Raw genomic sequence first — 21,447 nt, 5'->3', positions numbered from 1 at the left:
GACCTTATGGGCATCGGTTAACGGCCAGGGGCGGTAGCGTGTCAAAAAGAGAGGGAAAGAAATTCATGGAAAATCCAGCCGTTCTGTTACGTCGCCTGAATCCTTACTGCGCCCGTGCACTGGAAGGTGCCGCTTCCCTGTGCCAGACCCGGGCGCATGCGGAAATTCAGCCTGAGCACTGGCTGCTGAAACTGCTGGAGCAGGGCGAGGGTGACCTGACGGTACTGGCCCGCCGCTATGAATGGGATATGGATGTGCTCTGGCAGGATCTGCTGGCGTGGCTCGACAATCTGCCGCGTTCCGTGCGCAGTCGTCCGCAACTCTCTGACAGCATGCAGAGCCTGCTGCAGGAAGCCTGGCTGCTGGCTTCTCTCAATGGTGAGGAACACATTCGCGGTGTGCATCTGCTGATGGCGCTGGTTGATAAACCAAAACTGCTGCGTTGTGACGGCCTGTGGCCGATGCTGACCCTGGCACAAAGTCAGCTGGAGCGCCTGCGTCCGTTGCTGGATGCGCAGTCGGACGAACGTCCGGAAGTGCAGCAGGAAGCGGAACTGGCCCGCACGGGTGGCGCTGTGGAAATGGTCGGGCGCCCTGTCGGGGTCACTGACAACACCACCATAAAGGACGGTGAACTGTCACCGGCCCTGCAGAATGCGCTCGATAAATTTACCCTTGATGTCACTGCCAAAGCGAAAGAGGGCAAAATTGACCCGGTGTTTGGTCGCGACACCGAAATCCGCCAGATGGTCGATATTCTCTCGCGCCGGCGTAAAAACAACCCGATTCTGGTCGGTGAGCCAGGTGTCGGTAAAACCGCCCTGGTGGAAGGGCTGGCGCTGCGTATCAGTGAGGGCAACGTACCGGAAAGCCTGAAAACCGTTATTCTGCGCACGCTGGACCTCGGTCTGCTGCAGGCGGGCGCTGGCGTGAAAGGGGAGTTTGAACAGCGCCTGAAAAATGTCATCGATGCCGTGCAGCAGTCGCCGGTGCCTGTCCTGCTGTTTATCGATGAAGCGCACACCATTATAGGTGCAGGGAATTCGGCCGGGGGCGCGGATGCGGCCAACCTGCTGAAACCGGCGCTGGCTCGTGGCGAACTGCGTACCATCGCCGCCACCACCTGGAGCGAGTACAAGCAATATTTTGAGCGCGACGCTGCGCTGGAACGCCGTTTCCAGATGGTGAAAGTGGACGAGCCGGACGACGACACCGCCTGCCTGATGCTCAGGGGCCTGAAATCTCGCTACGCCGGACACCACGGTGTGCACATCACTGACGATGCGGTTCGTGCGGCCGTCACGCTGTCGCGCCGTTATCTGACCGGGCGTCAGTTGCCGGATAAAGCGGTCGATTTACTCGATACGGCCGCAGCCCGCGTGCGTATGAGCCTCGATACCGTACCGGAAGCCATCACTCGCCTGAAAGCGCAGATGACCGCGCTGGAACTGGAAGAGCAGGCGCTGCTGGAAGATATCGCTGCGGGCAGTAGCCAGCACGGTGACCGCCTGAGTATGATTGAACTGCAGCGCACTGAGCTTGAAACCAACCTGCAACTGCAGGAGACGCGCTTTACTGATGAAAAACAGCTGGCAGAACAACTGATGGCCAGCCGTCAGCTTTCTCACTCAACGAACAGCAGCCAGGTGACCGAGACCATCGCGCTGCAGCATCAGCTGGAATCACTGCAACAACACGATGCGCTGATTCAGGTGGATGTGGATACGCGTACCGTCGCTAACGTAATTGCCGACTGGACCGGCGTGCCGCTCTCCTCACTGATGAAAGACGAGCAGACCGAACTGCTGACGCTGGAAGGCGAAATCGGCAAACGCGTGGTTGGCCAGCATGTGTCTCTCAACGCCATTGCCCAGCGACTGCGTGCGGCGAAAACCGGGCTGACGTCAGAGAACGGCCCGCAGGGCGTGTTCCTGCTGGTCGGACCGAGCGGGGTCGGCAAAACTGAGACTGCGCTGGCGCTGGCCGATGTGTTGTACGGCGGTGAGAAGTCCCTCATCACCATCAACCTGTCCGAATACCAAGAGCCGCACACCGTCTCCCAGCTGAAAGGTTCTCCTCCGGGCTACGTCGGTTACGGCCAGGGCGGGATTCTGACCGAAGCGGTGCGTAAACGTCCGTATAGCGTGGTGCTGCTTGATGAGGTGGAAAAAGCCCACCGCGACGTGATGAACCTGTTCTATCAGGTCTTCGACCGCGGCTTTATGCGCGACGGCGAAGGGCGCGAAATTGACTTCCGCAACACCGTCATCCTGATGACTTCCAACCTCGGCAGCGACCACATCATGCAGCTGCTGGATGAACAGCCGGATGCCTCAGAAGCCGACCTGCATGAAATGCTGCGCCCAATCCTGCGTGACCACTTCCAGCCTGCGTTGCTGGCGCGTTTCCAGACCGTGATTTATCGCCCACTGGCAGAATCAGCGATGCGCACCATCGTCGAAATGAAACTCGACCAGGTGAGCAAGCGACTGAACCGTCACTACGGCCTGAGCACCCATATCGGGGAGAGCCTGTATGACACGCTCACTGCCGCCTGCCTGCTGCCGGATACCGGCGCGCGCAATGTCGACAGTCTGCTCAATCAACAAATCCTGCCGGTGCTGAGCCAGCAACTGCTCACGCATATGGCGGCGAAGCAGAAACCAGAATCACTGACGCTGGAATGGAACGATGAAGAAGGGATTGGGCTTGAATTTTCAGACGTGGCTGAACGCTAATCCGGAGGCAGGGAATGACCATTCATGATGCCAGCAAGAAGAAAAAGAAGAACGACAAACAGCATGACGATGATTCCGTCAGAAAATTGACCACCGGGGAAGTCGCCTTAGCCAGAACGGTATTCGGCAACCGGATCGATTACGAAGAGGTGAAAATTCATCATGGTAGTTATCTGCCATTTAGTGCGCAGGATGCGAATACAGCAATGACGCCCAATGGGGAAATATACTTCATCAATCAGTACCGGGATGATTTTTCACAATCGCTGTATTCGCTTCAGCATATGTTTATCCACGAAATGAGTCATGTCTGGCAGCGTGAAAAAGGGATGAATGTTATTGGACGGGGTCTTGTGAGTTGGTTTGTTAGTTATCACTATACGCTTGATGGCCGCTTGCTGAGTGACTATCCGATGGAGCAGCAGGCACAGATTATTGCTGACAATTTTGTTTTACAGACATTTGGCTATGAAATCTGGTGGCACCTTGAAAATAAAAGATATCCCGACATTACGCTTGATGGTGACATGTCTGAGGCTGCAATACGCGAAGGGTATAAAAATTCTCTGAGAGGCTTCCCATGGTAAGCATGAGCTATTCTCGAAAAATTATCTTCATCATTTCATTAGGTATGTCTTCGGTAGTCCTTACAGGGTGCCCGGGGCCTGGCGACAGAATGAGCCTGGATGAAACTGCGCAGGTGAGCAGGAAAGATAATGACGTTTGCATGAGTATTAATGATGCGCGAGATTATCAGCCTGCAGACATGGGTATCAATCTTCGGGGAACGCCGCCTAAAGAGAAAAAATTCAACTTCTCGCCAGGCCTTAGGATTGTTGATGGTGCATTGTGCATTCCTTCGTCCTACTACTATTTCATTGATGGTAATAAATACATTGTTGAATTTGTGCTTCATTCAGCAAGCAACAAAAATGAACCCCGGAATTATGTTGTTGGAATAGGTGTTAATAAAACCCAGGTATATAACTTTCCTTTGACCGACCGCGAAATCTCAAGACCTTATGGTTCAATTGAAGTTTCAGAATAGTATCCCGATATAAAGTCATGAAGGTTTTTATCTTTTTAACTTTAATGATGGCGGGAGTGCTGTTTCTTCCTGATACGTGTTTTTACACATTCGTTAAGCGCTTTATCCCCATAAGCGGCGATGGCGAACACGGCATGAACAATTTTGAAAAGGGCCGTGTTGCTGGTTAAAACCCTAGCCTGCGCCCTCGGGGCTGGCGCTGTAATCACTCTTTTTCGTACTCACTGAGTACCCCTGATTAAACCTGTTACTTGCCCTTCGGCAATAAAGTCATGGACTGCAGGTTATCCCATGGAGTCAATATCATGAGTCTGACAGATACGCTTAAGAACACCCTGTCTGCGGTAACTGAAGGTGGATTGAACCGCTATCGCCTGGATATTCCGTCCTGTACGGCATCGCTGGATGTTGAAGAATTCAGCGGTAAAGAATTTATGAGTGAGCTGTACCACTATACCGTGTTGTTCACCAGCGGGGACAGGAACATTGATGCTACACAGTTGCTGAGCAAACCTGCCACGCTGACCATGGGAACCGGTCCGTTGATGGGCCTGACCGGGCAGAAAGTGGTACATGGTGTGGTGACGCATTTTAAGCGTATCAGCGGCTCGAATGACCAGGCGAGTTACCAGATTATTATTGAGCCGTTTCTGTCTCTGCTGCGCAAGCAATTCCGCACCCACCGCTTTTTTGTCAACAAGTCGGTGCCGGAAGTCGTGACAGAGGTCCTCCAGGACCATGGTCTGAAAGGCTGGGAATATGAATTCGCCCTTAAGGCCGAATATCCGAAACGCGAACAAATTAACCAGTATCAGGAAAGTGATCTGGCGTTTATTGAACGTCTGCTCTCTGAAGTAGGGATATTTTACTTCTTCACCCTGCAGCCGGATACCCAGACTGAAGTGGTGCACTTCGCGGACAAGCAAAGCGCCTGGACATTCGGCAAAACCCTGCCGCTCAGCAGCCCGTCAGGAATGAGTGACAATGCAGCAGACTCGGTGTGGGGTGTTAACGTCCGACAGAACGTGGTTGAGCGCTCCGTCATCGCCAGTGATTACAATCACCGCGAAGCCCAGAACATCCTGACCTCTGTACCGGCGGACATGACCCGGGGTGAAGGCGAGGGGACAACGTACGGTGATGTGTATCACTATCGCCCGCGTCACCTTGAACGTGGTGACAAAATTACACCGTCAGCAGAAACAGGTAACTTTTGGGCACGCCTTGAGCATGAACGTTTTCTGTCCGGGCAGACGACTATCAGTGGCAGTAGTAATGATGCTTTTCTTTCTCCTGCACAGGTTCTGACTATAAGTGAAAGGGTTGTGGTTCCAACCTTGCCGCCAGAAACTGAGAATGGTGTCATCATCACCCGCACGGGCTATATTGCCAGCCGCAGGGATGCACTGGTTGTAATGTGGGAAGGCATGCCTTATTACGAGAACCGCTGTTGGCGGCCGGCCGCCAAAAAGCGTCCGGTTGTCAGTGGCACCCTGATGGCACGTGTGACCAGTGCCAAGGACAACGATATTTACGCCTGGCAGAATGCAGCCGGTCAGTATCGCGTCAAATTTGATGCCGACCGTGACGACAAACGTCAGGGCATGGAAAGTATGCCGGTGCGCCTGGCTAAACCCTACGGCGGCGACAAGTACGGTTTTCACTTCCCGCTGATACAGGGTACAGAAGTCGCTATTGCGTTCCACGAAGGTGACCCTGACCGTCCGTATATCGCGCACGCCCTGCATGACTCCCGCCACGTCGATCACGTCACCGAACTGAACAGCACGCGTAACGTCGTCAGGACCGCAGGTCTGAACAAACTCCGGATGGAGGATAAGCGGGGTGAGGAGCATGTGAAGCTCAGCACCGAGTATGGGGGCAAGACGCAACTCAATTTGGGCCATAATGTGGATGATGAGCGTGTAATCAGAGGGGAAGGCGCTGAACTGCGCACTGATGAGTGGGTAGCCGTACGTGGCGGTAAGGGTATTTTATTAAGTGCTGATTCACAGCCTTCTGCTCAAGGTATTATGCTGGATATGCATGATGCTGTGCAGCAACTTGAGCAGGCGCTTGCCCTGGCAAAAAGCCTGAGTCGGGCGGTAGAGTCAGCAAAAGCGACACCGGCAGAATCAGACAGTCAGTCCAGCCTGAATAGTGCTTTGTCAGGGCTGCAAAAACCGGGAATATTGGCGCATTCTCCTAAGGGTATTGGCATTGTAAGCCCCGAAGCTATAAGGGTGGCATCTGGGAACCAGAGTGTCGGAATTGTCTCAGGTCGCAATACTGACATAAGTGCCGCTCAATCTGTGACCGTTGCGGCCGCAAATACAGTCAGTTTGTTTGCACAGGGGGCTGGAATGCAATTGTTTGCAGGGAAGGGCAAGGTCGATATGCAGGCCCAGGGGGATGCTCTTAATGTCCAGGCATTAAAGGATTTAACTATAACCAGTAACAGCGGTAACGTGACTGTGAATGCAAGTCAGGAGTTGACTCTCGTATGTGATGGCGCATATATCAAAATTGGTGGAGGAAACATTGAACTCGGCTGCCCTGGAAATATTCTTCTCAAAGCAGCTAATGTACAAAAAATGGGTGCGGCTAATTTAAATATTTCACCTCAGGATCTCCCTAAAGGATTTAAAGGTGGATTTGCAATCACGAATCAAGAGACCGGCGAAATTATGCCCTACACTCATTATAAGGTCACAACTGCCGAAGGTGATGTTTATACAGGTACCACGGACAAACTTGGCAATACAATACCGATTTATACTGCGACACCATCAGCAATGAAGATTGAGTTTCCTCTCAGCAACACTACTGACAGCGAATAACAAGGATCGTCATCATGAGTGAGTCAAGAACATCAGCGGTTGGGACATTTGGTAAAGCCCAGGCACCTGCGCAAAGAAAATGCTGGATTGAAATCCAGCTTGTTGATGAAAATGGCACTGCAGTAGCGAATATGCCATGGCGAGCTGAGAATGAGGCTACCCGTGACAAAGTCATTGAGCCTTATAGTGGAGTAACTGATTCTGAAGGGGTATTACGGATTGATGATTTGTTACATCCTGATTTGACGCTTTTCATCGAAGCTCAACCGCTTACCGATGAAATGGAGGAGCGCCCATTAAGCATTGAAAGAACATATTCTTATTCAATGAAAATGTCTCCGGTCACGGTAGATAAGAAAACCGATAGCATTTGTTATTATGTAGTTATAGGTCAATTGTGCGATAAAGCTCCACAAATTCCTGGTTGGGAAGCCAAGGAATTACCAGCGTTTCATTTTCCAGACCCTGATTTTTCAGGGCTGACTATCTCGAATATGTATTTTAACGCGAGAGTTATAGTGAAAATATGCCCTTTCAGAGCATGGAATGTACTTCTTCATCATACAAACGAATATTCTATAGTAAATGCATTTAATTTGGGGCTTTTAGCTGAGTTTGTTTATTCTGATAAAGAAAAAATATTATCGTTTTTTAATGACCAGTGCCAAGATTTGTCTAAAGTTCCTGACATGCTCTATGAACCCATTTCTGTCGATGTTCCGTTTAGAGAACGTTATGTAAATCCAATATTCCTCGACACTACTGAGGGTGATTCTGGAGAAGGGGGAACCCAGCTTTTCTTCGTCAGCAATTTAACTAAGATATTAGTGGGTTGGAGAGGAACTGAGCCAGATAAACTAGCAGATCTTAGTGCCGATGGATCATTTAGGCCAGTGCCATGCCCAGATATAGTACCTGCGGGTCATTGTCACAAAGGTTTTTTAGATGCTTTTAACTTAGTTGAAAAAAAATTCGGAGACCAGTTCAAGAAAATTCAGAGCTTGTCGAATGGACGTGAGTTGTTTATCACAGGGCATAGTTTAGGCGGCGCATTAACACTAATTCATGCTACCGTATTGCGTGATTATCAACCAGTAATTTATACGTATGGAATGCCGCGAGTATTTACAGCGTCGACTATTAATAATATTAAAAATATCTCTCATTATAGGCATGTTAATGATTCAGACTCAGTAACAAGTGTCCCACCGGAACTAGAGTTAGATAATAAACTCTATGACCTTTGGGGACCTTACGGTGTCGTCTATGGGTTTATCGGCTCTGTTTGGGCTATGGAAATTCAAGGCACGGGGATAAAGTTTGGTGATCCTTATTGGCATCATGGTAGTACTGTCTGTTTTTTTAAGGCTGAGCAGTCTATTGTTAAGTATTCAAAAAGACCAATGCCGCTTATAGGTATGGATGTTAGCAATCCATATATGTCGATAAGGGAAGTCTCATTTTACAAATGTAAACTTTATCTTGTCCCAGAACTTAATGAGCAAATGTTTTGCACTACAGCTGATGATCAAAATAATTTCGTAAAATGTTTGTCTCCTGAAAGCTTGAGGCGTTATTTTCCTAAAAATAGTAATCCAGATCTTGACTCTTGGACAAACCCAGCAAATCACTCCATGTCAAATAAATACATGCCCTATATCAAAAATGAGTTGATTGAGTTGGTAGATCCTGAGCGGCAAATGGAACGTAAAGTGAATAGAGATAAATTTTCATGTACTGTTGACAATGCATCTAAATCAACAGAAAACACCTCAAAACATGAAGTAGAAAGGAATAAAATCTTTCTATCTTTGCAAGATATGTTACCAAAAGCATTAGAGATATCGAAGTCCGAGAGTAGTTGGGTGACTGCATTGGTCAGATTTAAAAATACGGCAAAGGAAGAATATGAAAATATTAATTAGGGATATGACATTCATCTTACCTTTTCTTTTGTTAGGATGTGATAAAGATGAGTCATTAAACCCTCCACCTGATGGTGAAACGGTTTCTGTAGTTGCAAAGATGCCAGCGGATAGTAAAATACTGCCTTTGGAAATTATGTATCGTTCAAGCACTTGCTTGAAGAACCGTAAGAATTCCAATGGAGATGTAGTAAAAGAACCAGGATATCATTTTGTCAAGAAAGATTTCAATCATGCATCAGACGACAGTATGTTTAATCTAGAAATTCCACGTGATGGTGGTGGGCGGTGTAATTGGAAATTAAGTAATGTAACTCTAGGGTTTAGCTTGAAGGTACTCCCATCAGGTAACGATGAAAAGAGTGAAAATATTCCAATTAAAGAAATTGTTGTATTTGATAATAATTCACCTCAGCGGCTAAGTGGATCGTACGAGGCTATTAATGGAAATGTCAAACTGAAGGGAGATTACTTTCCTTTAATTACAAAGCGCAGAGATAGCAGTAGCCCGGTAGAGTATTCCATTATTAGGTCCTCGCCAGATGTGATTTATAAATCAACATCAGCAAAAGAGGTGGTTTTTGAGCCAAGACTTCATTCTTCAAAAACTTTACGCGCCACAGAGCCGAAAGTGCAAAAGGTCGGGATGTATATGTCAGTGTTGTATCCAGACGGAACCGTCGATAATGGACCATATTTCCCAAATTATAAAAAACTTCAGTTGCTTTCAAAAAACAATGATTAATTATTTTTTATAATTAACACCTAGACTGTTAGGTTAAATTTTTTCATGTGACTGCTAGATACTGAGATATTTCAGGTTGAACTCTGGTTTGTTATATTTATAACATGTAACACAAAGAAAGAGAATTAAATCCAAGCGATTGTTCTGTTATTCTAAATTCAGGGTGACATATGAAATTCTTTTCATCATTTTTCTTCGGGCTATCAGTGTTGTGCTTTTGCTCTGCTTTATATTTTCCTTCATTTAGCACGGATACAGGATCAAGTGATGGTCTTGCTTTACTTATAACTGGAGGGTTCGGTTTTTTTGTTGATCCTGGTGCATCATTTTCTTGGTTAGCTAATCCATTTTATATTGCATCACTGATTGGAGTCATCAGGGGAAAGGAAAATAATTTATTGTTTATATTGTCTCTGGTGTCATTTTTATTGGCCATTTCCTTCCTGGGAGTTAAAAGTATTATTATAGATACAGGTGGTCGTGAGAGACCTGTAATCTCTTATGGTTTGGGTTTTTGGATGTGGATATCTGCGCCATTTATCATGATGGTTGGGCACTATATCGAAATTAAACGGTGTGAAATTTTAAGCGAGAGATAAATCATTCTGACTACTTGCTATTTTATTATTCTCCATGAAAATAATGAGGTTTAAAATGTCAAAAGGCTTTGTGCTGCTCGGTGATAATACCACTCATGGGGGGGAAGTGATATCTGCCTCATCGACCATGGTTGTCAATAATAAGAGGGTCGTTTTGGTTGGAGACAAGATTAGCTGCCCAAAAGACGGACATGGAACTAATGCCATCATTGAAGGATCACCTGAATGGTCATCAGATGGAAAAGCGGTGGTCGTGGATAGTTGTCGTTGCGAATGTGGTTGTCAGGTAATCTCCAGTGCGCCGGATTGCGCTATAGGATAATTAATGATCTGGGAGCGTCAAAAATCTTCAGTGGCTCCGATGCCAGAAGAGCCTTCTCTCCTCGTATGGCTTATTGGTGGCCTTGCCGCAATGACAGCGGGTGGGCTTATTTTTGTTTTGCATGCCAACCAATTTCTGGGGCCAGGCCAGGACTACAACATTTGGATATTGTCCGGTTCGCCTCTTCTTTTCTGGTTTATTTGTATTTGTCTGAGAAGTTGGCTTTATAACAATGCTGTTGATAAGCATGAGTTTGAATCGAAAGAAGCGGACTACTCTCAACAGCAGTGGACTGAATGGGCAGGGCGCTACCTTGCCGTCATCCACAGTGAAGTCATTTTGCCTGAAAAACTGACTGCAGCCTTGTTTGTTCCCAAAAATTCAGAGCTCCAGGAATTTAATGGGCTCGCAAAACGGATTGTCTTAGACAAAGGGAAAAACGCGTCACTGATACAGCTTGAGGGTGTAAAAACAGCCCTGGAGAGGCTCCCCCCTGATATCAATTTGAATGTTATTCTTTTGACAGATTCCCTTGATAAAGAAACTGAGCTAAGGGCCAGCCTTGAAGATTGTTGGCGCTACCTGATGCCCACTGAGCGAATGCTTCCTCCGCTTATGGTGATGAGTGAATTTTCTTTTGATGCTGTTGAACGTCGAATAAAAACCCCAGAAATTTCAGCAGAACTTATTCTGGTGCAGCAGATGCATGGAGGGGAGCGCTATAGTGATGCGCTGGCTGCGCTGCTGCTGACGACGGATGATGTCGCGACTAAATACGAATTAAAACACGATGTTCGTCTACTCCGGCCTATGTCCATGGAAGATGATGATCCCCTCAATGATTTCGATCTTTACTTTTCCACTCAGAGCCAGGCGATTAACACTCAGCACATTATTGGTGACCAGGTGCGTTGGGGGCGGTCATTTGCCACAATCCTCCAGGCCAGCGAGCCATATCAGGGGCACTGGAAAACAGAACAGTTACATTGGCTGGAGACTTACGCCGGTCGCTGCGGGCCATTCTCCCCCTGGATTATGACTGCAGTTGCCAGCGATGCGGTGCAGGTTCTGAAAACAGACTGCCTGATGTTATCTGAAAGTGAAGGACAGCGTTTTATTAATACCGTGACGACAGGGAACGAGAATGAAAGCAGTTGAGGATTCCGTATGGCGTGGTAACTGGGGCCGTTTTGGACTGACAACCCTTATCAGTGCTGCTGTGGCCTGGGTTATCTGGCATTACGGCGACAGGGTTGGCCTTGATACTCTGGGTTCAAAATGGCTCGGATTTGCCGGGGCGATGATTTTAATTCTCTTCATTCGCCATGGCGCAATCATACGTCAGGCAATCCAGGAGCGCTGGCACCGCTTTCAGGCTCAACGGAAAAACCAGTTACCTGGAAATGAAGGTCGCGTTAAGCAGACCGCCCCCCGCAATGTCACGGTGACAACCATTCGCCAGGCCATGCGCAATCTTTACGGTCGGCGCTGGGGTCGTAAAATCCGTATCCTGCTTGTCACCGGAACGGTGGCCGAGGTGGAGCAACTGACGCCGGGTCTGACCGGGCAGCTCTGGCAGGAAGACCAGGGAACCTTGTTGTTATGGGGCGGTGACCTGAATACCCCTGCCGACAGCGCCTGGCTGACCGCACTGCGTAAACTGCGCCGCCGCCCGGTGGACGGTATGGTCTGGGTGACCTCTGCCTTCGACCAGTTAGCTGCCCCTGGCTTAGCACCGCCGCTACCGGTTCCCTCTGCCAGTACGATGGACACACTGGCGCAGGCCGTCAGTGACCGTATGTCGGCGCTGGGCTGGAAACTCCCGCTGTATGTCTGGTCCCTGCATCTTCGGGCAGGTTCTCCGGAGGGGCGCGCAGTCCAGGCTACGGGGTGCCTGCTGCCGGCAAAATGTCGTGTTGAGCAACTGTCCGAACAACTGTCCGCGCTGACGCCGGGCCTGACCACACAGGGGATTCAGCAGACCAGTAATGACGTTAAACACAATTTCCTGCTGGCGCTGGCCGACCAGCTGATCCGTGAACCGCAGAGTGTGGCAGAGCCGCTGGCGGTGATGCTCAATCCGTACCGGCCGCTGCCACTGGCAGGTGTTGTATTCAGTCAGCCCTCCGCGGGCACAGAACGCAGCGTTGCGCATCACTGGGGTATGGACCGACGCTGGGATGTGCTGCCGGATTCGGTGCGTTCTCTGCCCGGCGCGTTGCGTCCGCATAAACCGGGCCTTCCGTGGGGCAAAGTGCTGGCCTGCGTTGCCGGGCTGCTGATGGTCACCTGGGCGGCCTGGATGGGCGTGTCCTATATCAGTAACCGCAGCCAGATTGATGGCGCCAATGCCCAGGCGGCCCTTGCCGCACAACCGAATCAGTCTCTTGCCGCGCGCCTGCATGCGCTGTCTGAACTGCAGAAAACTCTGGCCCGCCTGCAATATCGTGAAGAGCATGGTGTGCCGTGGTATGAGCGTGCCGGTCTCAGCCAGAATACCGCGCTCCTGGCAGCACTCTGGCCCCGCTATCAGGACAGTGCACAACCGCTGCTGCGTGATGCGGCAGCAGAGCATCTGCAACGCCAGCTGAATACCTTTAATGCCCTGCCACCTGGCAGCCCGCTACGCGAACAGATGGCCAAAGCCACCTATGACCAGTTGAAGCTGTACCTGATGCTAGCCCGCCCGGAGCATATGGACGCCGCCTGGTTCAGCCGTGCGCTGATGCAGGACTGGCCGAAGCGTGATGGCGTGAAAGACGGCATCTGGCAGGGGGCGGCTCCCTCGCTGCTGGCCTTTTACGGTGCACAGCTCATGGCGCACCCTGAATGGAAATTCCGTGCTGATGAAAGCATGGTCAGCCAGTCCCGTTCCCTGCTGGTTCGCCTGATGGGGATGCGCAACAGCGAATCCACCCTGTACCAGAAGATGCTCTCGCAGGTAGCCCATCTGTATGTCGATATGCGTCTCGAAGACATGACCGGGGACACCGATGCTTCCCGCCTGTTCAACACCACCGACATCGTGCCGGGGATGTTCACCCGTCAGGCCTGGGAGCAGGCGGTGCAGCCCGCAATTGACAAAGTGGTAAAAGAGCGCCGCGACGAGCTCGACTGGGTACTGACCGACAGCAAGCGTCAGACGCAGTCACAGGATGAAACCTCGCCGGAAGCGCTGAAAAAGCGGCTGACGGAGCGCTACTTTGCGGACTTTGGCGGGGCGTGGCTGGAATTTCTTAACAGCCTGCGCTGGAACCGTGCCGCGACGCTCTCGGATTCCATTGACCAGCTGACCCTGATGGCCGATGTGCGCCAGTCGCCTCTGGTGGCACTGATGAATACCCTGAACACCCAGGGGCGTACCGGGCAGACCGGCGAGGCGATTTCTGACTCGCTGGTGAAATCGGCGAAAAACCTGCTGGGCGGTGACAAGAAGGATGCCATTGACCAGAGTGCTGGGGTTCACGGTCCGCTGGACGCGACATTTGGTCCGGTGCTGGCGCTGATGGACAAGAATCGCACTGGGGCGCAGGAGATGAGCCTGCAGTCGTATCTGACCCGCGTGACCCAGGTGCGTCTGCGCCTGCAGCAGGTGACCAATGCCGCCGACCCGCAGGCCATGACCCAGACCATCGCCCAGACCGTGTTCCAGGGCAAAGCCGTGGACCTCACCGAAACCCGCGACTACGGCAGCCTGATTGCTGCCGGGCTGGGGCAGGAGTGGAGCGGCTTTGGACGCACGGTGTTTGTGAACCCGATGGAGCAGGCCTGGCAGCAGGTGCTGACCCCGGCAGCCGACAGCCTTAACGCCCAGTGGCAGCAGGCGGTGGTGGCTGAGTGGAACAGTGCCTTTGGCGGACGTTATCCGTTTAATAACGCCAGCAGTGATGTTTCCCTGCCGCTGCTCGCCAAATACCTCAACGCGGATTCCGGACGAATTGCGCAATTCCTGCAGACCCGCCTGAAAGGTGTCCTGCACAAGGAAGGCAATCACTGGGTGCCGGACAGCATCAACTCACAGGGGCTGGCCTTTAACCCGGCATTTCTCAATGCCATCAATACACTGAGTCACATTTCAGACGTGGCTTTCACCGAAGGCAATGCGGGAATGAGTTTTGAACTGCGCCCGGGTACGGCTGACGGTGTGATGCAGACCGACATGATTATCGACAGCCAGAAGCTGACCTACGTCAACCAGTTACCGACATGGAAGCGTTTCACCTGGCCTGCGGATACCGAAGCACCGGGAGCCAATCTGAGCTGGATAAGCACCCAGGCGGGCACCCGCCAGTACGCGGACATTCCCGGCAGTTGGGGGCTGATCCGTCTGCTTGATAAAGCCAGCGTGAAGGCTTATCCGGGCGTGGGCAGCAGTTACAGTCTGAGTTGGAAGGCCCAGGATGGCCGGGCGCTGAACTATACCCTGCGAACCGAAGCGGGAGAGGGGCCTCTGGTATTGCTGAAACTGCGTAATTTCCATTTGCCGGAAACCATCTTCAGTACCGGCGGGGCTTCATCTGACATGGCCGCTGTGGGTGATACCGGCGCTGCGGAGGTGTATTAATGAGCACGCTGGAATCCTTACTCAACGCCTGTCAGGCAGAAAAAGAGCCACTCACGGCTGCCACCCGTGCACGTGTTGCACTGTGGGACAACTGGTTACAGTCTGTTTCAGTAAGTACCCCGGCAGGTGATGACCCGGGCTATGACGATGACTTCCAGCAGATGCGTGAAGAGGTCAATAAGCTCTCCGGGGCCGACACCGAACTCATCTACCGGCTGGCGGAAAAGCTGCTGACCACCACCGCCAAAGACATCCGTGTCGCAACGTACTACTGCTGGGCGAAGCTGCACCGGGAGGGTGAGAAGGGGCTTGCCGACGGACTTGAACTGCTGGCCGGTCTGCTGGAACGTTTTGGTTCACAACTGCATCCGCAGCGTGACCGCAGCCGTAAGGCGGCGCTGGAGTGGCTGGCGGGTTCACGCATGACCGACAGCCTTTCCCTGTATCCGGAAGTGGTCAGGGAAGAGGCGGAGCGCACCGCTGGTGCCCTGCTGCTGATTGCCGGACTTACCGATGATGAAGCGGATGATGCCCGTCCGCAGCTGAATGCACTGTACGGCGCGCTGGAAAACCGGCTGATGAAAGCCGGTGGCGTGGATGCGGTGGTGCCGCAGAATGCCAGTACCAACGAAACACCTTCGGCTGCCAGTCACAGCGATGCGCCGGCCATCGGGCGAATCACCTCCGGGCAGGATTTGCTGACCCAGGGTCGCACCCTGGCGGATTATCTGCGTGAACAGCCGGAAGGCTGGCTGCCTGCCCATCATCTGATGAAAAGTCTGCGTCATGACACGCTGCGAAAAATCCCGGCACCGGATGAGCAGGATCGTACGCGTATCGAACCGCCAAGGGCAGACCAGCGCTCGCTGCTCAAGCGTCTGTATCTACAGCAGAGCTGGACCGAGTTACTCGAGGCCGCAGACAGCGCCTTTTCCCGTGGTGCCAACCATCTGTGGCTGGATTTGCAGTGGTATATCCACCAGGCCTTGATGAAAAACGGCCAGGACACGCTGGCCGACATCATTGCCGCTGACCTGAAAGGGCTGCTGACCCGCCTGGCCGGTCTCGAAACCCTGGCGTTCAGCGATGGTACACCGTTTGCAGATGAAGTGACCCTGAACTGGATCCGCCAGCATGTTCTGGATTCGGTGGGCGGGTGGGGCGAAGACACGCCCGCCGCACAACCTGCAGGGCAGGATGATGACATTCTGGCCCTGGAGCCGGAAGCGGTGGCGCTGGCTGATGGTGAAGGCCTGGATACGGCACTGATCTGGTTACAAAACCGTCCCGGTATCACGACGACGCGCCAGCGCTGGCTGCTGCGTCTGCTGATGGGACGGATTGCTGAGCAGTACGGAAAGCATGAACTGGCGGTGCATCTGTTTGCCGAACTGGGCGAACAGGCCGGCAGCGTCACCCTGAAGGACTGGGAGCCGGAACTGTTGTTTGAGGTCAGAGCCCGTCACCTGAAACTGCTCCGAATCAAAGCCGGGCGCAGCGAGGCAGATAAAACACGTCTCAGCCCGAAAATGGACGCATTGCTGGCCGGGCTGATTGCTGTCGATCCATCAAGAGCAGCGGTGCTGTGTGCTTCCTGATCAGGAATTGGCTGCTTTATATCTTTGCCATTGAAAGAAAACAGCTAACGATTATCAAAAGGTGAATAATTTCATGAAGTGTATTTATTTTATTGCTGCTATTTTATTTTTATCAGGGTGTACTTCCTCTGTGAATGTTCATAAGGGATGGAGCGATATTAAATATTATCGCATTGATTTTTCTGGTCACGAGATAAAAAAATTGCCTCAAGGTGCCAGACTGGTGAAGGAGCAAAAAGATATTGCGATAGGTGTTCTGGACAGCAATGGCGATACGGGGGAGTTTGTTGTTTCAGGTCATATTACCGAAAACGATTATACGGTTGAGCCAATGTGGCATTTCTATGATTATTCTGAAGGCTTTACCACCACCTCCTTTGACGGCAAGGTGAAACCTTTCACCACTTACAAAATAACCAATAAATGCCAGCCAAATGATACCTATACAGGGGTAAGCGATCGCCAGGGCAGAACGATTCTGTTTGCCACAGAAAAACCATGTGAGCTGGAAATAACTTTTCCACGTGAAATACATCACGGTGAATAAAGTGAAATCATCAATATAAAACATATTTGACACAGGCCGGGCTACTTCTGGAACGAGGGGGATATGGAAAATTTAATCCTACGCCATTACGAAACGGAATTACACTACCTGCGCATCACCAAAAAGGCACACTACTATGCTGAAATATCTTCTGGTCGTTTGTTTTTTATTTGCTCCACTGGCACATTCATTTGACGGATTTTCGGTATTTTATCTGGACGGCGGTTTTCACCGGATTGATGAGGCCACCGACTCAAGGGGAAAAACCACTTACACAAATGAATTCGGGCAGTTACTCGGGACCTCGATAAAGGAAAAGGATGGCAGCACGACTTACCGCAACAAGTACGGGCATCTTGCAGGCACATCAACAGCCGAAAATGATAAGCACATTATTTATAGGGGACCGTCCGGGGACATTCTTGGTAGCGCCACCCTGGCCGACGCAGATGGCGGTGCTATTTACCGCGACAATGATGGAAATGTACTGGCCACGGCTTCACATGATTAATTTGTGCAGTCGCTGATCAGTCCCCCTGCTTTAACTCACTTGCCTGGAACACCATGGAAGATTTAACCCTGCGCCATTACGAGGCGGAATTACGCTACCTGCGTGAAGCTGCAAAAGAGTTCGCGCAAACTCACCCGGACCGGGCCGCGATGCTGGACCTGGATAAGGCCGGTACCCCAGACCCTTATGTGGAGCGCCTGTTTGAAGGGTTTGCCTTCTCGATGGGACGTCTGCGCGAAAAAATTGATGACGACCTGCCGGAACTGACTGAAGGGCTGGTCAGTATGCTCTGGCCACACTATCTGCAGACCATTCCGTCGCTCTCTGTCGTTGCCTTCACCCCGGCGCTGCATGCGATGAAAATGGCGGAAGTGGTGCCCGCGGGCCTTGAGGTTTACTCTCGACCCGTAGGGCCGAAGAACACCGTCTGCCGCTACCGCACCACCCGGGATATGATGCTTAATCCGCTGAACATCTCAGGTATCACCATGACCACCGAGCCTGACGGGCGCTCACTGTTGCGCATGCGTTTTGCCTGCAGCAGCCAGGCGGACTGGTCAGAGGCCGACCTCAGTCGCCTGAGTCTGTATCTCGGGGCTGATGCCCCGGTCAGCAGCCAGTTGCATCTGATGCTGACCAAGCGTCAGGCGGCCCTGTATATGCGCCTGCCCGGGCAGGCTGACCGCATCCGGCTTGACGGGTATTTTTCGCCGGGCGGCTTTCGTGATGAAGATACCCTGTGGCCGAAAGGGGACACGGCGTTCAGTGGCTACCAGCTGCTGCTGGAATACTTCACCTTCCGTGACAAGTTTATGTTTGTCCACCTCAGTGGCCTTGAGGGTATCACGCCGCCGGCAGGGGCGGAGTATTTCGATATTGAAGTGGTGTTCAGCAGCGCCTGGCCATCCGACCTGCCGGTCACCAGTGACGATATTCGCCTGCACTGCGTGCCGGTGATTAACCTGTTTACGCTGGAAGCCGACCCGCTGACCATCTCAGGCCTGGAAAGTGAATATCTGTTACGCCCCAAACGGCTGCAGGACGGCCACACCGAGATTTACTCTGTGGATTCGGTCATCGGCTCTAACCGCACCCAGGATGCGGAGTATGTGCCGTTCAGCAGTTTCCGCCACAAGGGGGGGATGATGCGACGCCATGCGCCTCCACGCTATTACCACACCCGTGTGAAAAGGGGTGTCACCGGGTTGCATGATACCTGGCTAATCCTGGGTGGACATCAGTGGGAAGATGACCGGCTTTTCGAGCGTGAAGCGGTCTCACTGCAAATAACCGGCACCAACGGCCAGCTTCCGCGCCGGGCGCTCACCAGTACGCTGCTTGACCGCTGTGAGCAGGTTGTCGACACGCACCTTACGGTGCGTAACCTCTGCAAACCCACGTTGCCAGTGTATCCGCCAGCAGAAGATAAGTTTCACTGGCGGGTGCTGGGCCATCTGGGGACCCGTTTTCTGAACATGATGGACAACGCCGAGGTGCTGCGTAACACCCTGGCGCTCTATAACTGGCAGGAAGACGAACTCAATACCCGTCGGCTGGAGGCCATTTCGCAGGTAGAGCACCATCGTCTGCAACGCTTTGAGCAGGGATTCCTGCTGCAGGGGCTCGATATCGAAGTCACCCTCGACAGCAACGGGTTCACGGGCGAGGGCGATATTCATCTGTTCGGTGAGATGCTGAACCGCTTCTTTGCCCTCTATGCCGACATGAACCAGTTTAACCAGCTCACGCTGATTGTTCAGCCAGAAGGAAAATGCATCCGGTGGAAAGAGAACCACAGTCCGCGCCTGCCAGGCTGATAGCGCAGCTGGGTGACCGGCTGCCGACGATTAATTTTTACCGTTTCTGCCAGCTTCTTGAACAGTGTCAGCCCGACAAACCTGTCACGGGCAGTACCTGGCAGGTGCGTCATGAACCGATACGTTTCCGCCCGCATCCGGGGATGGGCTTTCCGGCCTCAGAAATCAAAGGCTTTGAGCACCCGGAACATCCGCATCTGCCGCCCACCATTCGCATTACCTTTACCGGGCTGTATGGTGTGGAGTCACCGCTGCCCACGCACTTTATCGATGACATTACCCAGCGTCGGGAAGGGTATGAAGCAACAGCAGATTTTCTGGATATCTTCAACCACCGGCTGATTAGCCAGTATTACCTTATCTGGCGGAAATATAACTGGCCGGCGTCGTTTGAAGCAGGCGGGAAGGACAATATCTCGCAGTACCTGCTGGGCCTGGTGGGACTCGGTACAGAGGGTTGTGCGGAGCATATAGCGGCCCCCGTCTCCCGATTTCTCGCGTTGCTGCCGGTCATGCTGTTACCGGGACGCACCGCGGAGGGGCTGGCTTCACTGGTGCGCCTGCTGGCTCCCAACACCCGGGCAAAAATCTGGCACCACGACAAACGTCGTATTCCGCTCAAAAGTCCACTGACCATGAGCGTCAGTCAGCCGGTGACCCTGAAAAATCGCCCGGTGATGGGCAACTACACCACGGACGTGAACAGCCAGGTCCTGATGCAGCTTACCACAACCGACCCGGAAGAAGTCCAGGGCTGGTTGCCCGGTGGCGAGCTGCACGGCGATTTAATGGCACTGCTGCATGTGTATCTCGGCTCACGTCTGAGCGTGCGTCTGCAATTATGCGTGGAGCGTCGTTTTCTGCCCAATGCGACAATGAGCAGCCAGGCCCGGGCGGGAGCCGTGCAGTTGGGACGTACGGCTGTGATGCGACCACTGAATCCGGCCAGTACTTCAGCACACCCCAAAACCATAACCATCAGCCTGGGCCGCTATGAGCGGGTTCAGGTAAATATTCATCGCAGGGAGACGGATGAACATGGCGATTACCGCGACTAAAACTTCACTGGCTACGCTGGCTGTGGGGTTATCCATACTGCTGAGCGGCTGCGGGCTGACCCAGAGCGTCACCGACGGCACTGTGGCCGTGACCAAATCAATTTTTTACAAGCAGGTGAAAAGCCTGCATCTGGATATCCGGGCTCGCGAAGCCATTAATAAAAATGCCGGCGGTGTGGCACTGTCCACGGTGGTCCGTGTTTATCAGTTGAAAGACCGCAAGACGTTTGACAGCACGGACTACCCGTCGCTGTTTGCAAATGACAGTCAGGCCATAAAAGCGGACCTGCTGGCTGAAAAAGATCTTCGCCTGCAGCCGGGCGGCGCGGTATTAATGGACATGCCGATGGACGAAAACGCGCAATATGTGGCGGTGGCGGGAATGTTTATGTCGCCGGATCAGGTTAACAACACCTGGCGGGTTGTGCTCTCACTTGATGACCTGGATCCGGATAAAGCGAGGGTTATTGAGGCCGGCAACAACCGGCTGACGCTGCAGGCGCTGAAAGATGAGGAATAATACGCCACGTCCGTCACTGTACGAGACCCTGTTTGGCAACTTTAGCGGCGGTCTCGACCTGCATCAGGTGAGTGAGGAAAACCAGGTGATCCTGTCGGTGCTGGATAATATGCAGCGCATCCTTAACTGTCGCGCCGGCACGCTCGCTCACCTGCCGAACTATGGTCTGCCAGATATGACGACCATCATTCAGGGACTGCCCGGTACCGAGCACTCTCTGATTGATACTCTCGCTGGCGTACTGCTGAAATATGAACCCCGGCTGAAAAGTATTCAGGTGGTCCTGCTCGAGCAGACAATTCCTGGTGAGCTGCGTTATGCCATCGATGCTGAGCTAAAAGGGGTGGGGCTGGTGCGCTACGGTACGGAATTTATGCCGGAAGGAAGAGTTCTGATCCGCCACCTCAAACAGCAGCATTATCTTGATGCTCAGACCCGCCTCTGACCTCCTGACAGAGAATAACACCATGTCGGCAAAAGCCCAGTTTTTGAAAAAATTGCAGAATCAACGCCCCCAAAGGGTAATCCCCCCGAAAATCCGGGGTGTTGATAAGTAGAATTTTCTCGTAATCTGAACCGGGGAGATCTCTATGAAAAAATCACGTTTTACCGACA

General features: G+C 52.1%; 17 protein-coding genes. All 17 read left to right on the top strand.

The window, feature by feature from the left end; translation table 11 throughout:
* Positions 1 to 65: 65 nt before the first annotated feature.
* The 17 genes from tssH (at position 66) to tssE (ending at position 21,277) form a co-directional block, all read left to right on the top strand.
* Entirely contained in the window at positions 66 to 2,738 is a 2,673-nt protein-coding gene (tssH, locus tag ACI2I2_RS19800) for a type VI secretion system ATPase TssH (protein WP_404659479.1), read from the top strand.
* A gap of 14 nt (positions 2,739 to 2,752) precedes the next feature.
* Positions 2,753 to 3,325 carry a type IV secretion protein Rhs gene (locus ACI2I2_RS19795; RefSeq protein ID WP_404659478.1) on the top strand — a complete coding sequence of 191 codons (573 nt, stop codon included), beginning with the start codon at positions 2,753 to 2,755 and terminating at the stop codon, positions 3,323 to 3,325.
* Positions 3,319 to 3,786, top strand: coding sequence for a putative T6SS immunity periplasmic lipoprotein (locus tag ACI2I2_RS19790; protein WP_404659477.1), 468 nt, complete (start codon positions 3,319 to 3,321; stop codon positions 3,784 to 3,786). Before ACI2I2_RS19795 ends, ACI2I2_RS19790 begins: the two co-directional genes overlap by 7 nt.
* Positions 3,787 to 4,091: 305 nt before the next feature.
* Positions 4,092 to 6,626 carry a type VI secretion system Vgr family protein gene (locus ACI2I2_RS19785; RefSeq protein ID WP_404659475.1) on the top strand — a complete coding sequence of 845 codons (2,535 nt, stop codon included), beginning with the start codon at positions 4,092 to 4,094 and terminating at the stop codon, positions 6,624 to 6,626.
* 14 nt (positions 6,627 to 6,640) lie between these two features.
* Positions 6,641 to 8,551 (top strand): lipase family protein, encoded by a 1,911-nt coding sequence (locus tag ACI2I2_RS19780; RefSeq protein WP_404659473.1) that lies wholly within the window; start codon positions 6,641 to 6,643, stop codon positions 8,549 to 8,551.
* Positions 8,535 to 9,296, top strand: a complete 762-nt coding sequence (locus ACI2I2_RS19775; RefSeq protein ID WP_404659471.1) for a hypothetical protein — start codon at positions 8,535 to 8,537, stop codon at positions 9,294 to 9,296. Before ACI2I2_RS19780 ends, ACI2I2_RS19775 begins: the two co-directional genes overlap by 17 nt.
* 170 nt (positions 9,297 to 9,466) lie before the next feature.
* Positions 9,467 to 9,895: a hypothetical protein gene (locus ACI2I2_RS19770; protein WP_404659470.1), complete on the top strand. Its 429-nt coding sequence runs from the start codon at positions 9,467 to 9,469 to the stop codon at positions 9,893 to 9,895.
* Positions 9,896 to 9,950: 55 nt separating this feature from the next.
* The gene (locus ACI2I2_RS19765; RefSeq protein WP_404659469.1) at positions 9,951 to 10,217 is read left to right on the top strand and encodes a PAAR domain-containing protein; all 267 of its coding nucleotides are present in this window, start codon (positions 9,951 to 9,953) and stop codon (positions 10,215 to 10,217) included.
* Between the two features lie 3 nt (positions 10,218 to 10,220).
* Positions 10,221 to 11,375, top strand: coding sequence for a hypothetical protein (locus ACI2I2_RS19760; protein ID WP_404659468.1), 1,155 nt, complete (start codon positions 10,221 to 10,223; stop codon positions 11,373 to 11,375).
* Positions 11,362 to 14,781, top strand: a complete 3,420-nt coding sequence (locus tag ACI2I2_RS19755) for an ImcF-related family protein (protein WP_404659466.1) — start codon at positions 11,362 to 11,364, stop codon at positions 14,779 to 14,781. The genes ACI2I2_RS19760 and ACI2I2_RS19755 overlap by 14 nt, the downstream gene beginning before the upstream one ends.
* The gene (gene tssA / locus ACI2I2_RS19750) at positions 14,781 to 16,379 is read left to right on the top strand and encodes a type VI secretion system protein TssA (protein WP_404659464.1); all 1,599 of its coding nucleotides are present in this window, start codon (positions 14,781 to 14,783) and stop codon (positions 16,377 to 16,379) included. The genes ACI2I2_RS19755 and tssA overlap by 1 nt, the downstream gene beginning before the upstream one ends.
* Positions 16,380 to 16,452: 73 nt before the next feature.
* Positions 16,453 to 16,926, top strand: a complete 474-nt coding sequence (locus ACI2I2_RS19745; RefSeq protein ID WP_404659462.1) for a hypothetical protein — start codon at positions 16,453 to 16,455, stop codon at positions 16,924 to 16,926.
* Between the two features lie 136 nt (positions 16,927 to 17,062).
* On the top strand, positions 17,063 to 17,437 hold the full coding sequence (locus ACI2I2_RS19740; RefSeq protein WP_404659460.1) for a hypothetical protein: 375 nt from the start codon (positions 17,063 to 17,065) through the stop codon (positions 17,435 to 17,437).
* 53 nt (positions 17,438 to 17,490) lie between these two features.
* Positions 17,491 to 19,254 (top strand): type VI secretion system baseplate subunit TssF, encoded by a 1,764-nt coding sequence (gene tssF, locus ACI2I2_RS19735; protein ID WP_404659458.1) that lies wholly within the window; start codon positions 17,491 to 17,493, stop codon positions 19,252 to 19,254.
* On the top strand, positions 19,209 to 20,312 hold the full coding sequence (gene tssG / locus ACI2I2_RS19730; protein ID WP_404659457.1) for a type VI secretion system baseplate subunit TssG: 1,104 nt from the start codon (positions 19,209 to 19,211) through the stop codon (positions 20,310 to 20,312). Before tssF ends, tssG begins: the two co-directional genes overlap by 46 nt.
* Complete coding sequence (gene tssJ, locus ACI2I2_RS19725) at positions 20,293 to 20,832, top strand: type VI secretion system lipoprotein TssJ (protein ID WP_404659549.1); 540 nt, start codon at positions 20,293 to 20,295, stop codon at positions 20,830 to 20,832. Before tssG ends, tssJ begins: the two co-directional genes overlap by 20 nt.
* Entirely contained in the window at positions 20,822 to 21,277 is a 456-nt protein-coding gene (gene tssE, locus ACI2I2_RS19720; RefSeq protein ID WP_404659456.1) for a type VI secretion system baseplate subunit TssE, read from the top strand. Before tssJ ends, tssE begins: the two co-directional genes overlap by 11 nt.
* Positions 21,278 to 21,447 lie beyond the last annotated feature (170 nt).

Origin of the sequence: Scandinavium sp. NPDC088450, assembly GCF_044900545.1 — a bacterium.
Lineage (GTDB): Bacteria > Pseudomonadota > Gammaproteobacteria > Enterobacterales > Enterobacteriaceae > Scandinavium.
This window is presented reverse-complemented; position numbering and strand designations above follow the sequence as displayed.